Genomic DNA, 17,382 nt, shown 5'->3' on the forward strand with positions numbered 1-17,382 from the left:
CAAACGGTTAAAAAAAGTTTGATTGATGAGAAGATAGCAGCTTTTATGAAATTAGTATCTCTTTAAGAAAAGTTTTAACCTATGTGGAATTTCTGAAGTACTACGGTAACCTAAACCCACTATCTTCACTGTATATGGAAAATGCCCTGCTGGAGCATCAAGGCTAAAAATAGCCTTTTCATATCTACGCCATTCACTGTCTACAAGGTTTGTCAGCCAGCCAACACGATCGCCAAAACGTTTAAAATCTTCTCTAGAATCCTGCCATATTTGCTTTTGAACACTAAAACCAAACTTCCCATCACTATATTTCAGCCAAAGATTGTTAATAATTCGCAAGTCATGACGCGATAACTTCTTAATTTCTCCATCGTCTAACCAACTTTCGTCTTCTCTATCCGAAATTCTCAGAATATAGAGATAAGTTTCTTTATCTGCTTCTTGCCATTTATGCTCTGCTAACAAATCCCGTAACTTACTGTAGTTTATTCCAGAATTCGGTGATATGAGAGTTAATTCGGCTTCCAGTTGATAAAATTGCGATCGCAAGCTTGATAAAGATTCTAAAATCTCCTTTTGTAAATCACTTTCAGGAGACTTTTGATTTGTCTGACAAAGTTGAGATACTTGCCCTTTAATTTGGGCTAACTCTTCAATAATTTGTAAATTTATAGTTGATTCAGGTAGACTATCTTTAAAATTCTGGATTTTAGCCTGAGCTTCATTAGCAGCTTTTTCTGCTTCTATTGCAGTTTTTTCAGCAGATTCAAGCTTTTCTTTAGTAAGTTGAAGCTCAGATTTCAATGAATGTATTTCTGTTTGAAAAGACTTAATATTTGATTCTAAAGCTTGTACATTACTAGCTTTGATAGTTTCTAACTCGTCTTGCAATTCTTCTTTTGCACGCCTGAGTTCTTCTATTGCTCTTTCGTAGTATCCCAATGGAGTTTTCCAGTCACTGACATCAATATTGTTCATCACATTCTCCATGAATTTTTATATAGCTAAATACAAATTAAAATATTATGGTTTTAGCTTATCTGCTCCAACTCTTACGGTATGATGCCATATAGGGCCACGTTCCCATATACAGTATGTGTCGTATTTACCATCTTTCATATAGTGAAATCTCATCCAATGTTGATCGTCTCTTGCTTGTAATAATGATGCTGCTTTGACACGAATATCATCATGCCAAGTATCATCAATTCTCCAAACTTGTAAACAATGATGATTGACGCTATCAAGTTCACGGAATCTTATCCAATTCCTATCATCTTTACCACGTAACATTAAAGCCTTTTGTGCAACAATCGAACCATCTTCAATACCAGCTTTAACAGATTTAATTTTTGCAATAGCAGAGTCAGTTTGCTTTTTGGTTTGTATTAATGAATCTTCAATTTTTTGTTTTGTCTTTTGTAACTCTACTTTGGTATTATCTAATTCTTCTTTAGTAGCTTTAAGTTCTGCTTGCGTTGCTGCTAGCTCTTGTTTAGTAGCTTGAAGTTCAGATTTTAAATTGGCAAATTCAGACTGAATTGTCCTAATGCTCTGTATTTCTGCCTGTAGTTCTTCCTGTGTACGTCTTAATTCCTCTATAGCTATTTCACAATATTCTAAAGCTGTTTTTCCGTATTTTGAATCAGTTTTATTCATAAACAACCTATAGTTAATTTATTTACCGGACAAAAACTTTTGTGATTGCTGAGACTCTAATAAAGAATTGTCTGTATGAGCATAATCTCTCATAGTTTTTCTCCAAAACTCACACAGTAAACCATACTTTAGCCAGTCTTCAATAGCTCGTCTTTTCAATTCTGGAGATTTTTTGACTAATGCAGCCATTCTTGCTGCATTTAGTTGCATTTGCCCATAAGTTTTTAATACTTCATCTATTGAACTATTTTCATTTAATTTACTTATTTCATAACATTGATTTAATTCATAAAGCTCAACGTCAGATAGCATAGCTCCAGGCTTTAGCCCTATCTTTAACTTTTGTTTACATTTATCGAAAGGATTCGGTAGAGCATGAGCTAAATTCTTTTTTAATTCATATCGAATTAATTCTAGCTTTTCATCAATATTTTCATTAATTTTATCTACTATATAGTTTATGTCTTGAAATAATTTCTCTTCTAAAGTATTAATATCTTCAAAAATAATTTGACTTATTTCTTTAGTTTGGCTCAAGGCTTTCATTACTGTCAAAGAAATTTGATTTATTCTATTTTCTACATAAGCATCAACTTCACCAACAGTGTCTCTTACATCTCTGAGAGCCGATTCACGTATTTCATTAATTTCCTGAAGATTTTTCTTAAGTTTATGATCGGCTTTATCTAGCAGAGACTCAATATCAGCTTTAACCTGAGTTTTTAATTCCTCAGTTTGCTTTATTCTTTGTTCAGCTATATAGTCTAGTTTTTCAGCTAATGGGTTAACTTGTTTATCAAACAAGTCGTTTATTTCTTTACTACTAGAATTTACAAAATCTCGTGAAACTTTTTTTGCTGAACGCTCTAATTTTTTAACGAAACCACTAAAAACCCATCCCAGCATGTTGCATTTTTCCTGAAGTGATTGGTTACTGGTATACAGTCTCAAAAATAACACTCTTAAAAAAATGTGTCGAGTCAGGAGAAATATTTAAATATTTCAGTAAAATTGCGGTTGCAATTCACAGTGAAGATTATTAAAAGTTAGTAGATGATGTGGCGCGATCGCGTGGATTTGATATGATTGAGCATCAATTAACACATCGTCTCTGATCGATGCTCAATTATGCGCCTATCAGCAAAATTTAATCTATCTCGGTTCCTCAAGTTAGTCATCAGTTCCATAGTCTTATCAACACTGTTATTCCTCTGTCAGCGAGTTTGGGCGCAAGATTGGCTACCTGTGCGCGGTGGTATCCCATTTGGTATCAGTGGAATAGCGCTGATTGAACAACAAAGTGATTCCCTAAGTTTTCTTATTGTCCATGACAATAAAAAACCTAATCAAGGTCGTCTAGCAATTATTAATATTAAAGGTAAGCAGCAACCTGAATATTTAGAGTTAAACTGGCCAAGTAACGCAAAATTACCAGAAGATTTAGAAGCTTTAACATCCATTCCTGGGACAAATAATACTGCTTTTATAGCTTTAACTAGTTTAGGAAAAGCTTATTATTTAAAATTAGAGTCTGATAAAAAAACTATTTCTTTAGTTAAAGAGTTTAATTTACCACCATATCCAAAAGGTAGTAATTTTGAGGCATTTGCTCTACAGGATATAGATGGTAAATTAGTTGCAGTTTGGGCACATCGCGGCGAAGCAGAACAACCAGCAACTCTTTATTGGGGATTACTGGATTTGAATAAATATCAAATTGTTACCGCAGGTTATAACAATTTAGTAGTACCTTTTCCCTCTGGAAATGTGCGCCATATTTCCGATTTAAAAATAGATCCAGCAGGAGTTATATATATTAGTGCAGCTAGCGATCCTGGTGATAACGGGCCGTTTCAATCGGCTGTATATGTTGCGGGTTCTTTGGGATATCGTAATAACAAAATAGTCTTCAAGCAAAGTTTTCATTTTGTACCAATTTACCGGAATCATTATCACAAAATTGAAGCATTAGAGATTGTTGCTGGTGCTAAAGGCGGTATTGTTGTTGGTACTGATGATGAAAATTTTGGTTCTGCTGTGTATATTGTGGGCGGAGAATGAACAATTCAACACTCTTTAGTAATTTATAGGCTGAATTAACCTAATACCAATTCTAGAAAAAAATGAGACAGATACGTAGGTTGGGTAGAAGGTTGTGAAACCCAACAATTACAAAACTTTGGAGTGTTGGGTTTCGTTCCTCAACCCAACCTACATCCTGCGTAAGTCCTGACCAATTCTAGAATTTTGAATTGTTAATTATTCGGTTGAGCAATCCGCGCTTCGATATCTTCTAATGTTTGCAATAATAGACGCTTCGCTTGTAATTGCCAACCCCATTTTTGAATTCTAAAAGCACCGACAGAACCAGCGATGGCTGCTAATAATCCGATGGGTTGATTTAAAGAAATTCCTAATAATAAACCTAAGCCGGCGATTCCCCAAAATGGTAAGGCTACTACTTGTCTTTGTTCTTCAACAATTTGGGCTATTTGATTGGGTTGCATTATCGCTAATAATTCTGACTTGATTTGGCGTTGCTCGGCTAAAGATACTGATAAACCAATTTTGCGCCGCAGCTTTTCAATTTTACGAGCGTCAGTACTGTACTCAGTTAGCTCGTCTTCCGCCATTCTGAGGAGATTTTCTAATTGCGCCATCTTCAATTATATCTTTAATTTCCAATTTGTCTCAATAAGGTGATTATCTCAAATTATTGTTAATCTTTCTTGACTATATCTTGGTATTTTTATTACACAATCCCAAATTTAATCTTTAAAATTGAACATAGGCAAAATAAACTAGCACGCCAAGGCGCAAATAAAAGTTCTCGACAAACTTAGGAGAATTTCTGTAATGCTTGTTGTTCTCCTTGATCCCCGATGATTGCTGCTTGACTCTTATCCCCGGATGCTTAGGAGTACTAGCGATTTTGCACTTATAACCAGAGCATTTACTTGTGAGGTAATTCTGATGGTAACAGTAGCGAAGAATACTTTGTCTGTGGATACAAAAGAGCGATCGCTGATTCTTTGGTTTGATGAGGTGGGAATTGCGGATATTCCCTTAGTTGGTGGGAAAAATGCATCACTAGGGGAGATGATTCGGCAGTTGACACCTAAAGGCGTGAATGTTCCTACAGGGTTTGCAACTACGGCTTATGCTTATCGTTATTTCATCGAGTCTGCGGGGTTAGACGCCCAGCTACGGGAACTGTTTGCAGACTTGGATGTGGAGGATATGAAAAATTTACAAGAAAGGGGTAAAAAAGCACGCGCCCTATTAATGCACACACCATTTCCCCCAGAACTGCGTCAGGCGATCGCATCTGCTTACGAAACTCTCTGCGAACCTTACAATGCAGATACAGATGTCGCCGTCCGTTCTAGCGCTACAGCCGAAGATTTACCCGATGCTAGTTTTGCGGGACAACAGGAAACTTACCTCAATGTTGTTAGCGTTTCTGGCGTGTTAGCGGCTTGTCATCGTTGCTTTGCTTCTTTATTTACCGATCGCGCTATTTCTTACCGTCATACCAAAGGCTTTGACCATTTTAGCGTTGCTTTAGCTGTGGGCGTGCAAAAAATGGTGCGTTCCGATTTAGCCTCTGCTGGGGTAATGTTCTCTATTGAAACAGAAACGGGTTTTAAAGATGCAGCCTTAATTACCGCCGCCTATGGTTTAGGTGAAAATGTCGTGCAAGGTAATATTAATCCTGATGAATATTATGTATTTAAACCGACTTTAAAAGCTGGGTTCCGCCCAATTATTGATAAAAAATTGGGTAGTAAAGAACTCAAAATGGTTTATGATGATGGCTCTAAATTTACGAAAAATATTTTAGTTCCTCAAGTAGAAAGAGGTAAATTTGTTTTAAGCGATGACGAGATATTACAACTAGCAAATTGGGCTTGTGTAATTGAAGATCATTATTCGCGAGTCAATGGTTATTACACTCCAATGGATATTGAATGGGCAAAAGATGGGATTACCAATCAACTATTTATAGTCCAAGCTAGACCAGAAACAGTACAATCGCAAAAGCGGGGAAATATACTGCGGAGTTATCGCTTAGTTAAAACAGAAGAAGCTGCAAAATCTCCCCAGCCGCTTGTTACTGGGCGGGCTATTGGCGAAGCTATTAGTCAGGGAAAAGTTCGTCTAATTTTAGATGTAAATAAAATTGATCAATTCCAACCAGGGGAAGTATTAGTTACAGATAGAACTGACCCCGATTGGGAACCAATTATGAAACGGGCGAGTGCAATTATTACTAACTCAGGCGGACGCACTTGTCACGCAGCGATTATTGCCAGAGAATTAGGCGTACCGGCAATTGTTGGTTGTAATAAAGCTACAGAAATTTTAACAACTGGTCAAGAGGTAACAGTCTCTTGTGCAGAAGGCGATGAAGGACTAGTTTACCCCGGTTTATTACCTTTTGAAGTCCAGGAAGTGCTGTTAGAAAATCTACCCCGCACCCGCACACAAATTTTAATGAATGTGGGTAATCCTCAAGAAGCATTTAGTTTATCTGCTATCCCTAATGATGGGGTTGGTTTAGCGAGGACAGAATTTATTATCGCCAATCAAATTCAAATTCATCCAATGGCGTTAATTCACTACGATGATTTAAAAGATGAATTTGTCAAAGAAAAAATTAACGAAATTACTGCACTTTATGAAGATAAACCCCAATATTTTGTTGATAGATTAGCCCAAGGTATTGGCAGAATTGCCGCAGCATTTTATCCCAAACCTGTGATTGTGCGGATGTCTGATTTCAAAAGTAATGAATATGCCAATCTTTTAGGTGGTAAACAATTTGAACCTGATGAAGAAAACCCAATGCTAGGCTGGCGCGGTGCTGGACGTTACTACGATCCAGGTTATCGGCAAGCGTTTGCTTTAGAATGTCATGCGATTAAGCGAGTACGGGAAGAAATGGGTTTAACTAATGTAATTCCCATGATTCCTTTCTGTCGCACTCCCGATGAGGGACGCTTAGTGTTAGCAGAAATGGCAAAGAATGGTTTACACCAAGGCGCGAATGGGTTGCAAGTTTATGTAATGTGCGAGTTGCCAAATAATGTGATTATGGCGGAGGAATTTGCAGAAGTATTTGATGGCTTTTCTATCGGTTCTAATGACTTAACACAGTTAACATTAGGGCTAGATAGGGATTCTGCATTGGTGGCGCGATTATTTGATGAACGCAGCCAAGGCGTTAAACGTATGGTAAAAATGGCTATCCAAACGGCGAAAAAATGCGATCGCAAAATTGGCATTTGTGGACAAGCACCCAGCGATTATCCAGAATTCGCCCAGTTTTTAGTAGAAGAGGGAATCGACTCGATTAGTTTAAATCCCGATTCCGTCTTAAAAACAATGTTAGAAATTGCCAAAGTAGAGGCTCGTCAGATTTAACAACATTCCCTAATCGCTAAGTTACCCACCACCAATATCTCACTGATGCTTGGTGGTGGGTACTTCATGTTCACTTTCAAAATCACAATGGCAATTTGTAGAACTACATAATGGTAAGGTAGCAGTAGATAGCTTCCAAGCAGCATAAGTAAACAAATGACCAATGACGAATGCCTCAAGGCATAGCACCAACAAAATCAATTATGCCAAATTGTAGGGGCGGGATAACCCCGCCCTTACGAGTTACAGTCTTGGTAAAGTGATTATTGGAATGTGTTTTGATTTGTCAGTTACCAATAACAACTGACAACTGTACGGGCGGGTTTACAGATATCCTCAAATATCCATGACGATCTCCCATAAACCTGCCCCTACTAACAACTGACAACTGACAATTGACAAATGACTAAAAATTGGTTCCGAATTGGACTTGCGGCTATATTCATTTTCTCCTTTGCCTTGCGTTTCTGGGGATTAGATCGATTCAATACCCTAGTATTTGATGAAGTTTACTTTGCTAAATTTGGCAATAACTATCTCACTAATACTCCCTTTTTTAATGCCCATCCACCATTAAGTCAATACATTATTGGCATTGGCATTTGGTTGGGTAAACAATTTCCTTTTTGGCAGCAACCAGTTAATGGTTTAGCAGGTTCTTTACTATCGCCTTGGAGTTATCGTTGGATAAATGCTCTGACTGGTTCATTTATTCCCCTAGTAGTAGCTGGAGTTGCTTATCAAATTAGTCATCGTCGCAGTTTTGCTTTAATTGCCGGATTTTTTACAGCTTGTGATGGCTTATTTCTTGTTGAATCTCGCTATGCACTAAATAATATTTATATTGTAATTTTTGGTTTATTAGGGCAGTGGTTTTTATTATTAGCTTTAGAAAAAAATAAACAAAAACGTGCTTTATGGTTAATTGCTGCTGGTATTAGTTTTGGTGCGTCAATTGGCACCAAATGGAATGGTTTATGGTTTCTTTTAGGTGCTTATTTAATTTGGCTGACTGCTTGGGTATTCCGTTGGTTACATGCGTATTTAAATCGGCAATCTCGTGCTACTCATCAAGATGAAAAGGTACAAACACCACTACAAAAGCTGACGCAAATAAATATTTTTCAGATGGGGTTTTATTTAGGAATTATCCCAGCATTGATATACAGTCTAATCTGGATTCCTCACCTACAATTAGATACAAAATATGGTTTTATTGAAGTACATCGACAAATTTTAAACTTTCACTTGCAGTTGGGTGGTAATAGTCCAGATGTGCATCCTTATTGTGCGGCTTGGTATAAATGGCCGTTGATGACTCGACCAATGGCTTATTATTATCAAACTGCTCATAATTTTACCGATCCTTTACCTGTAATGGGGCCGAATTTATCTGCTGCTAATGGAAAAGTAATTTATGATGTTCATGCAATGGGTAATCCCTTTTTGTGGTGGACTGGGATGGTTGCTATGTTGTTTTTAGGAGGATGGCTATTATCAAAAGTCGTCATTCCTTGGAGAAAACATCAGCAATTGTCTGTACCTGCTAATCTTGCAGTTGATACTTGGATTGGTTTATTTATTGTCTTAAATTATGCTGCTAATTTATTACCTTGGGTAAAAGTCACTAGGTGCGTGTTTATCTATCATTATATGTGTGCTGTGGTGTTTGTATTTTTAGCGATCGCTTGGTTTGTCGATCAATGTCTGCGTAGCTATCATCGGGAATTCCGTGGAGTTGGGGTGACGATTATTTTTCTGATTTTGCTTGGTTTTATCTTCTGGATGCCGATTTATTTGGGCTTACCTCTGACTTCTGAAGGTTATAAACTGCGAATGTGGTTTACCAGTTGGATTTAATCAAACTGCTAGCAATTAACCAACTTTACAAAGATTATACAAATTCAAATAATGTTTGCGATAAATAAATTATTCGCCAGTACACAACTTTTTTGTGCATCTACTAATATGTTGCTTGATTTTCAGATGGGTAGCTTAAAATTACGGATAATTAATTGTTTTTTCCCATAAATTAGATAATTCACCGTAAAGCACCATTAATCAAACTCTTGGCGGTAAAATCAAATTATAAAAAATTATGTATTTTTTTAATCTTTTTCGGATTCATCTGTTAGTCGCTAAAATTTAGCGTACTCAACAATTAAAATGCTTAGTATTATGACATTATTGCCGATATAAATTTGTTGGCTTTCTTAATAGCAAACTTAGGTGTAACACAACTACATATTTAGCGGTTTATTTAATCACTTGTTTTTCATATATCTTATCCCTCGATGATGTGGCTGCCTGTTAAACTGTGAATTGCAAAGCAGAAAAGGGAGATACTGCGTGATGCTACTGAAAGTTAAAAAAATATCAGTATACAAATAATTAAGCTAGCGCAGTTAATGGGTCATGAAATATCAATAATTATATATAAAAGGTAATTTATAGTTTTTTAATTAGCTTTGTTTATTTCCTAAATCTAACAACTGGGAAATTTTGAAATCTATACTGCTGAAGACAAAATTCCCAATGAAGGTATTCATTTACCGAACTGTAACTTAATTGTAAACATCATCAGTAATGTGTAACCTTCAATAAGTAATTAACAACTTATTGATGCTTTACTTTTGATGCTCCCGCCCTATAGAGGAGAAGCGTAATGGTAATGGAATTAGATGTTCAAGGCATGAATGTTAGTAGCTTAAAAGAAGCAGCAATACACATTTCTAGCCGCATTCAGCCTCACGGCGTCCTGATGGTATTGGAGGAGCCTGAGTTAAAGATTCTACAAGTTAGTAATAATACATGGAATGTTTTCGGCATTGCTCCCGAAAATATTTTGCAAAAAAAATTAGAAGAATTACTCGACCCTTTCCAAATGGAGAGAATTAAAGCAGGGATATTGGAAGGGAATCTCGATTATATCAATCCGACTAAAGTTTGGGTGAGAAGAAAGGGCGATGACTATGTCGTATTTGATGCAGTTTTTCATCGCAATCCCGAAGGAATTCTAATTTTAGAATTGGAGCCAGCAATTTCTCAAGAAAATATCCCATTTTTAAGCTTTTACCATTTAGCAAGAGCTTCTATTAACCAACTAGAAAAAACCACAAACCTCCACGATTTTTGTCAAATAATCGTTCAAGAAGTCAGGAATGTGACGGGATTTGACAGAGTAATGCTTTATAAATTTGATGATGATGGGCATGGCTCTGTAATTGCCGAAGAAAAGTTAGATAGCATGGAACCTTACTTAGGGTTACATTACCCAGAGTCAGATATTCCCAAACCAGCGAGAAAATTATTTGCTTCTAATTTTATCAGGTTAATCCCAGATGCATATTCTGAACCTGTACAAATCATTCCCGTAGAAAATCCCAGTAGCCAACGTCCAATTGATTTAACTAATTCAATTCTCAGAAGTGCGGCTGCGTGTCATTTGGAGTATTTACATAACATGGGTGTAGGTGCTTCTTTGACGATTTCTTTAATTAAAGATGGCAAACTTTGGGGTTTAATTGCTTGTCATCATCAATCGCCTAAATATGTTTCTTACGAATTGCGGAAAGCCTGCGAATTTTTAGGTAGGGTGATATTTACAGAAATTTCTGCCAGAGAAGAAACAGAAGATTACGATTACCGGATGAATTTGGCATATATTCAATCAGTTTTGATGGAATATATGTCTCAAGAAGAGAACTTTATTGATGGCTTAATCAAACACCAGCCAAATCTTTTAGATTTAACTAGTGCTCAAGGTGCAGCTGTATGTTTTGGCGATAATTGTACAGTAATTGGTGAGACTCCTAACGAAGAAGACTTGAGTTTTTTAATTCAATGGCTCAAGAATAATGTGCAGGAAGAAGTATTTTATACAGATTCCCTACCCCAAATTTATCCGGATGCGGAAAAGTTTAAAAATGTCGCCAGTGGTTTATTAGCTATTCCCATTTCTAAACGGAATTACGTTTTATGGTTTCGACCAGAAGTAATTCAAACAGTAAATTGGGGAGGTAATCCCAATGAAGCTTTTGAAGTTAACCAATCAGAAGGAAATTTGCGCCTTGTTCCCCGAAAATCATTTGAATTGTGGAAAGAAACAGTTCGGTTAACTTCTTTACCTTGGCAATTTGCGGAAATCAAAGCGGCACTAGAACTACGCAAAGCCATCATCAATATTGTTTTGCGCCAAGCCGATGAACTAGCACAGTTAGCGCAAGACTTAGAACGTTCTAACGCAGAATTGAAAAAGTTTGCTTATGTTGCTTCCCATGATTTACAAGAACCATTAAATCAAGTAGCAAACTACGTGCAGCTATTAGAAATGCGCTATGAAGAAGAACTCGATGAAGACGCAAAGGAATTTATTAACTTTGCCGTTGAGGGAGTTAGTCTCATGCAAACGCTGATTGACGATGTACTAGCATACTCTAAAGTAGATATGCAAGCGATCGCCTTTGGGTTAACTGAGGTAGAAACACCTTTAAATCGTGCCCTCAGCAATTTACGTGGACGTATCCATGAAACTGGAGCGATAATTACCCACGACCCCTTACCCACTGTGATGGCTGATAGTACACAATTAATGCAGCTATTTCAAAATTTGATCGCCAACGCCATCAAATTCCGCAGCAAAAAACTACCACAAATCCATATCGGAGCCGAAAGATTAGAAGATGAGTGGTTATTCTCCGTGCGGGATAATGGTATTGGCATCGATCCCAGATTTAGCGATCGCATTTTCGTCATCTTTCAACGCCTACACACCAGAGAAGAATATCCCGGTACAGGCATGGGCCTAGCAATCTGTAAAAAAATTATAGAATGCCATCGGGGAAGAATCTGGGTGGAGTCACAGCTAGGTGCGGGTGCAAGCTTCTACTTTACGATTCCAGTCGGAGGCCGCGAGCGTGAGCGTAGAAACGGAAGAAAAACACAGAACAATCTTTTTGGTCGAGGATAATAAAGCCGATATCCGCTTAATCCAAGAAGCACTGAAAAAAAGTACAGTGCCACATCAAGTGGTAATAGTCAGGGATGGCATGGACGCCATGGCTTATTTACGCCAAGAAGGTGAATATGCTAATGCTCCACGCCCTGACCTCATTCTCTTGGATTTAAACCTACCCAAAAAAGATGGTCGTGAAGTACTAGCAGAAATTAAAAGCGACCCCAAACTCAAACGTATACCAGTAGTCGTACTCACAACATCCCGCAACGAGGATGATATTTTCCACAGTTACGACTTGCATGTAAATTGCTACATCACTAAATCTCGCAACCTGAGCCAGCTATTTCAAATCGTTAAGGGAATTGAAGAGTTTTGGCTCTCTACTGCCACGTTGCCGACAGAGTAGGTCTTAGGCAGAGAAGCAGGGACTCAGGAAGCAGAGGAAGCAGAGGAGGCAGAGGGAATAACTAAATAAATACTCAATGCCCAATGCCCAATGCCCCATGCCCAATGCCCCATGCCCAATGCCCAATGCCCCATGCCCCATACCTAATGCCCATTTTCAAAGAGGAGGTAGAACCAGAAAATGATGGCTACAGGCTCAGTAAAAATCTTGTTGATTGAGGACAACTTGGCAGAAGCGAGATTGTTACAAGAGTTTCTGAAGCAAGGCCAATCCCAAGACTTTAGTGTAGTTCATGTTCAACGCTTGCAGAATGCGCTCCAGGAATTAACTAGAGACCAGCCATTATGCTCTTATGATGTCATTTTGTTGGATCTGACTCTACCTGATAGTGAAGGATTGTCATCCTTGCCAACATTAATTAATTATGCGCCTAGCTTACCGATTGTTGTCCTCACCAATACCAATGATGAAGCATTAGCAATCGAAGCAGTCAGACAAGGCGCACAAGATTATTTAGTTAAGCGACAGGTAAATGTAGATGTGTTGATTCGCTCCCTACATTATGCGATCGCCCGCAAGCAAGTTTTAGAATCATTACGGTCAACTAATAAAACTTTAGAAACTCGCGTAGAAGAACGCACGGCTGAACTGGTAAAAGCTAAAGAAATCAACCAGTTCAAATCAGAATTTGTTTCGATGATTTCCCATGACATCCGCAATCCCTTAAACACTATTCTCCTAGCGGCTGGTTTGTTACAAAATAGCGATGATAAGTTGACAAAAGAAAAAAAAAGTGCTCATTTTCAAATGATTCGCTCAGCAATCAAAAACATGGCACAGCTATTAGATGAAGTTTCGTTAATTGGTCAAGCAGATTCAGGTAAATTGCATTGCGAACTCATCTGTCTAGATTTAGAGAATTTTTGCCGTCAACTTGTGGAAGAAGCGCAATTAAATCTTAAAGATAAGCAAATTAATCTTGTATTTACCAGTGCGGGAGAATTTACAGATGCTCTCTGGGATGAAAGCTTACTGCGGCATATTTTGGGTAATTTGCTGACGAATGCAATTAAATATTCCCTCCCCGGTGGTACAGTCAAATTTGAATTAATAGGTAAAGAAAAAGCGATCGCCTTTCGGATTCAAGATTATGGGATTGGCATTCCCGAACCCGACCAAAAACACTTATTCCAGCCATTTCAACGTGCAGAAAACGTCGGTTCTATTCCTGGTACAGGCTTAGGGTTAGCAATTGTGAAAAAATGTGTTGACGCACATGGCGGCGAGATTTTTGTGAATAGTACAGTGGGAATAGGTACAACCTTTACTGTTATACTCCCCCTACTAAAACTATAATCTCTGCATATGCGATCGCCTTGACTCTCACTTACCAGATACGGTTCTAACCAGGGTCAGAATCTGGAGACTTGACGCAAAAATGGTTAAATTTTTGATTGGTAACTGACTCCATCCACCAACAAACGTGGTAAAAGCTTAAGATCGACATCAAAATATACTCGTTCTTAAACTTATTGGAAGCTGACGATCATGAGCCGAGAGCAGTTATTGCAACGAATTTTGCTAATCGATGCTAACCCAGTCGATCGCGCTCTGATTGTCCAAGCACTGACTTGCGATTTACCAGGACTTGACATTAGAGAAATTGTTAATTCTGATGAGTTAACGCAGGCGATGGTAGAGCGTAACTTTGATTTGGTAATCAGCGATTATCAGTTAACCTGGACAACCGGACTAGAGGTTTTGCAGACTCTGAAAGCGCAGTTGGGCGATTGTCCTGTGATTATGTTTACAAATTCAGGTAACGAAGAAATCGCCGTCGCCGCCATGAAAGCAGGGTTGGATGATTATGTCATCAAATCGCCAACGAATCTGGCTCAATTGGTGCAAGCAGTTCGTAATGTCTGGTATCAAACTCAAACTCGTTGTCAAACAGCTAAAGCTTTACGCAAAAGCGAACGTCGCTTATCTACTTTGATTAGCAACCTACCTGGTTACGTGTACCGGGTTGCTAACGATCGCAATTACACTCCAGAATTTATCAGTGAAGGAGTAATTAACATCACTGGTTATTCTCAGGAGGAATACTTAATTGATCGCACAATTTCCTGTGGTCAGGAAATTCATCCCGATGACCGCGATCGCATTTGGCAATTGGTGCAGCGAGCAGTCGCACGCCAGCAACCCTATGAGTTTGAGTTTCGGATTATTACGAAATCGGGAACCCAGAAATGGGTTTGGGAGCGGGGACGGGGTGTATTTTCTGCCAGCGGTCAACTCCTGGCTTTGGAGGGTTTTGTTACAGATATTTCGGCGCACAAAGCTGCTGAAACTGCGCTGCAAGAATCGCAACAATTATACCAAACATTAGTGGAAAATTCTCCGGATATTATCGAACGTTTCGATACTCAGCTGCGGCATCTTTATACTAGTCCAGCCCTAACAAAAATTACAGGAATTCCCGCAGAGATGTTTTTCGGCAAAACCTGTCGCGAACTGGGAATGCCAGAGATGATGGTTAAAACCTGGGAAGCTGCTGCCCAAGCAGTCCTAACAACAGGACAAAAGCAGCTGATTGAATTTGAAACGCCAACCTTGAATGGAGTGCGTTGCTTTGAAATGGCGATCGCGCCAGAAGTGACTCGCGAAAACACCATCCAATCGATACTTTGTATTTCGCGAGATGTGACTGATCGCAAAGCAGCCCAAATTGCCTTGGAGCGTCAAGCAAAGCAAGAACAAAGCTTAAATCGAGTCATTCAAAGCATTCGCAGTTCCCTGGACTTAGCAACAATCTTCTCTACAACCATAGCAGAAGTCACAGAATTATTGGGCGTGCATCGAACTACTATCGTCCAGTATTTCCCTGAGCGCCAATGTTGGCAAGTTCTGGCGACCCATCGCCAAGATCCATCACTTTTAGATACAACAGGTTTAGAAATTCCTGATGAAGGCAATCCCTATGCGGCACAACTCAAGCAACTCCAAGTAGTACAGATAAATACTATTGATAGCGTTACAGATCAGATTAACCTGAAAATTTCCGAGATACTTCCGCCTGCTTGGTTGTTAACACCCATTATCGTTAACGGTACAATTTGGGGCAGCTTATCTCTGTCAAAGCCGATTGCAGAAGCTCCTTGGAGCCAGGAAGAGATAGAACTAGCGCATAAAGTCGCAGATCAATTAGCGATCGCCATTCAGCAAGCACAACTCTATCAACAAGTACAACAAGAACTCAGCGATCGCCAGCGCGCCGATGCTGCTTTACAACAACTCAACCAGGAGTTAGAACAGCGAGTTCAAGAACGCACTTCCCTACTAAAAATGGCGCTCTCTGCTGCCAAAATGGGCACTTGGCAGTTGAATCCAGAGACGAAAATGGTACATTGGTCGCCAGAAGAATATGCCTTATTTGGCTTTAAAACCGATGCCCAAGGACGTGTTCTCGATCAAAATGGCAGAGAAATTAGTCCCCATCCCACCTTCGAGTTATTTTTGAGTTGCGTTCATCCCGACGATCGAGACTATGTAGTCCAAAAAACTCAGCAAGCGATCGCACAAGGTTCTTCATTTGAAGTTGAGTATCGATTGCTACGCCGAGAAGGCTGTTGGTTGTACGCACGAGGTGCTTGTGTATTGAACGAACAGGGACAAGCTATTCGTCTAGCGGGAATTGCTATGGATATTACCAATCGCAAGCAAGCTGAAGAAATTCTCCGCCACCAAGCTAGACAAGAGCAAGTGTTGCGGCTAGTTACCCAAGAAATCCGTCAGTCTCTCAATTTGGATGCCATACTCACAACGGCTGTAACTGAAGTCAGGCAAACATTGCAAGCCGATCGGGTGGCAGTTTATCGGTTTAATGACGATTGGAGTGGAAATTTTATCGTCGAATCAGTTGCACTAGGCTGGGTTGAGCTAGTTAAACCCAATATCAAGAAAGTGTGGGAAGATACTTATTTGCAAGAAACTCAAGGAGGACGCTACAAAAATCGCGAAACCTTTGCCGTTGCCGATATTTACACAGTTGGGCATCAGGATTGTCATATTGCCCTGTTAGAACAGTTTCAAGCTAGAGCTTATGCGATCGCGCCAATTTTTAGCGGCGAAAATCTTTGGGGTTTGTTAGCCGTCTACCAAAACGCAGCTCCTCGTCATTGGCAGTCTTGGGAAATAGATCTGTTACAGCAAATAGCTAACCAATTGGCGATCGCTATTCAACAGTCTGAACTCTACAAGCAACTCCAAGTTGAACTGCAAGAACGCCAACAAATTGAAGAACAAATCCGCACCTCCCTCAAAGAAAAAGAAGTTTTATTGCGTGAAGTTTATCACCGGGTGAAAAACAATATGCAAATGGTTTCTAGCCTGTTAAGTCTGCAAGCCAGTAGCATTGACGATCCTGCCGTACTCAAATTACTCACTGAAAGCCAGGGTCGAGTCAAAACAATGGCACTGGTTCATGAACGGCTCTACCGTTCCCAAAACCTAGCCCGCATTAACTTTGCCACCTATGTGCAAAAACTTGCTCAAGACTTGGTGCGTTCCTATACATCAAGCAAATCATTTATCCGTGTTTTGCTGGATGTGGCAGACCTAGAACTAGACATAGATACAGCTGTTCCCTGTGGCTTAATCATCAATGAGCTAGTGTCTAATGCCTTGAAGTATGCTTTTCCCCAGCAAGCAGGCGAAATCACTTTGCAATTTTGGCAGCATGATACTGAGTATTATTGTCTAGTTGTCAAAGATAATGGAATTGGAGTACCTGCTCATATCGATCCCAAGCATACTACTTCACTAGGAATGCAACTTATCTACGGGTTAACAGAACAACTTGGAGGTAAGCTGCAACTAGATAGACAAGGAGGCAGTCAGTTTAAGATTTTCTTGAAAAAAAGGTTGTAATGTC

General features: G+C 39.1%; 11 protein-coding genes. 7 read left to right on the forward strand and 4 right to left on the reverse strand.

Annotation, left to right across the window (positions count from 1 at the left end; translation table 11 throughout):
- Positions 1 to 51 precede the first annotated feature (51 nt).
- The 3 genes from H6G41_RS14160 to H6G41_RS14170 are packed head-to-tail and all read right to left on the reverse strand — an operon-like array spanning position 52 to position 2,565.
- Positions 52 to 978 carry a GUN4 domain-containing protein gene (locus tag H6G41_RS14160; protein ID WP_190746820.1) on the reverse strand — a complete coding sequence of 309 codons (927 nt, stop codon included), beginning with the start codon at positions 976 to 978 and terminating at the stop codon, positions 52 to 54.
- A gap of 45 nt (positions 979 to 1,023) precedes the next feature.
- Positions 1,024 to 1,659: a hypothetical protein gene (locus H6G41_RS14165; protein ID WP_190746821.1), complete on the reverse strand. Its 636-nt coding sequence runs from the start codon at positions 1,657 to 1,659 to the stop codon at positions 1,024 to 1,026.
- A gap of 18 nt (positions 1,660 to 1,677) precedes the next feature.
- Positions 1,678 to 2,565 (reverse strand): hypothetical protein, encoded by an 888-nt coding sequence (locus H6G41_RS14170; protein ID WP_190746822.1) that lies wholly within the window; start codon positions 2,563 to 2,565, stop codon positions 1,678 to 1,680.
- Positions 2,566 to 2,787: 222 nt separating this feature from the next.
- Here H6G41_RS14170 and H6G41_RS14175 point away from each other — a divergent pair, with 222 nt between their 5' ends.
- Positions 2,788 to 3,720 carry a hypothetical protein gene (locus tag H6G41_RS14175; RefSeq protein WP_190746823.1) on the forward strand — a complete coding sequence of 311 codons (933 nt, stop codon included), beginning with the start codon at positions 2,788 to 2,790 and terminating at the stop codon, positions 3,718 to 3,720.
- A gap of 194 nt (positions 3,721 to 3,914) precedes the next feature.
- Here the strand turns inward: H6G41_RS14175 and H6G41_RS14180 are convergent, their stop codons facing one another.
- Positions 3,915 to 4,319, reverse strand: coding sequence for a hypothetical protein (locus H6G41_RS14180; RefSeq protein WP_190746824.1), 405 nt, complete (start codon positions 4,317 to 4,319; stop codon positions 3,915 to 3,917).
- A gap of 313 nt (positions 4,320 to 4,632) precedes the next feature.
- Here H6G41_RS14180 and ppsA point away from each other — a divergent pair, with 313 nt between their 5' ends.
- From ppsA to H6G41_RS14210, 6 genes are all read left to right on the forward strand, one after another.
- Positions 4,633 to 7,086 (forward strand): phosphoenolpyruvate synthase, encoded by a 2,454-nt coding sequence (gene ppsA / locus H6G41_RS14185; RefSeq protein WP_190746825.1) that lies wholly within the window; start codon positions 4,633 to 4,635, stop codon positions 7,084 to 7,086.
- Between the two features lie 402 nt (positions 7,087 to 7,488).
- Positions 7,489 to 8,946: a dolichyl-phosphate-mannose--protein mannosyltransferase gene (locus tag H6G41_RS14190; RefSeq protein WP_190746826.1), complete on the forward strand. Its 1,458-nt coding sequence runs from the start codon at positions 7,489 to 7,491 to the stop codon at positions 8,944 to 8,946.
- Between the two features lie 805 nt (positions 8,947 to 9,751).
- On the forward strand, positions 9,752 to 12,055 hold the full coding sequence (locus tag H6G41_RS14195) for an ATP-binding protein (RefSeq protein ID WP_190746827.1): 2,304 nt from the start codon (positions 9,752 to 9,754) through the stop codon (positions 12,053 to 12,055).
- A complete protein-coding gene (locus H6G41_RS14200; protein WP_190746828.1) occupies positions 12,003 to 12,449 on the forward strand; it encodes a response regulator in 447 nt (148 codons plus the stop codon). The genes H6G41_RS14195 and H6G41_RS14200 overlap by 53 nt, the downstream gene beginning before the upstream one ends.
- Before the next feature lie 183 nt (positions 12,450 to 12,632).
- A complete protein-coding gene (locus tag H6G41_RS14205; RefSeq protein WP_190746869.1) occupies positions 12,633 to 13,805 on the forward strand; it encodes a hybrid sensor histidine kinase/response regulator in 1,173 nt (390 codons plus the stop codon).
- A gap of 192 nt (positions 13,806 to 13,997) precedes the next feature.
- On the forward strand, positions 13,998 to 17,378 hold the full coding sequence (locus tag H6G41_RS14210) for a GAF domain-containing protein (RefSeq protein WP_190746829.1): 3,381 nt from the start codon (positions 13,998 to 14,000) through the stop codon (positions 17,376 to 17,378).
- Positions 17,379 to 17,382 lie beyond the last annotated feature (4 nt).

The sequence above is a fragment of the Tolypothrix sp. FACHB-123 genome, from assembly GCF_014697075.1.
Taxonomy (GTDB): Bacteria; Cyanobacteriota; Cyanobacteriia; order Cyanobacteriales; family Nostocaceae; genus Aulosira.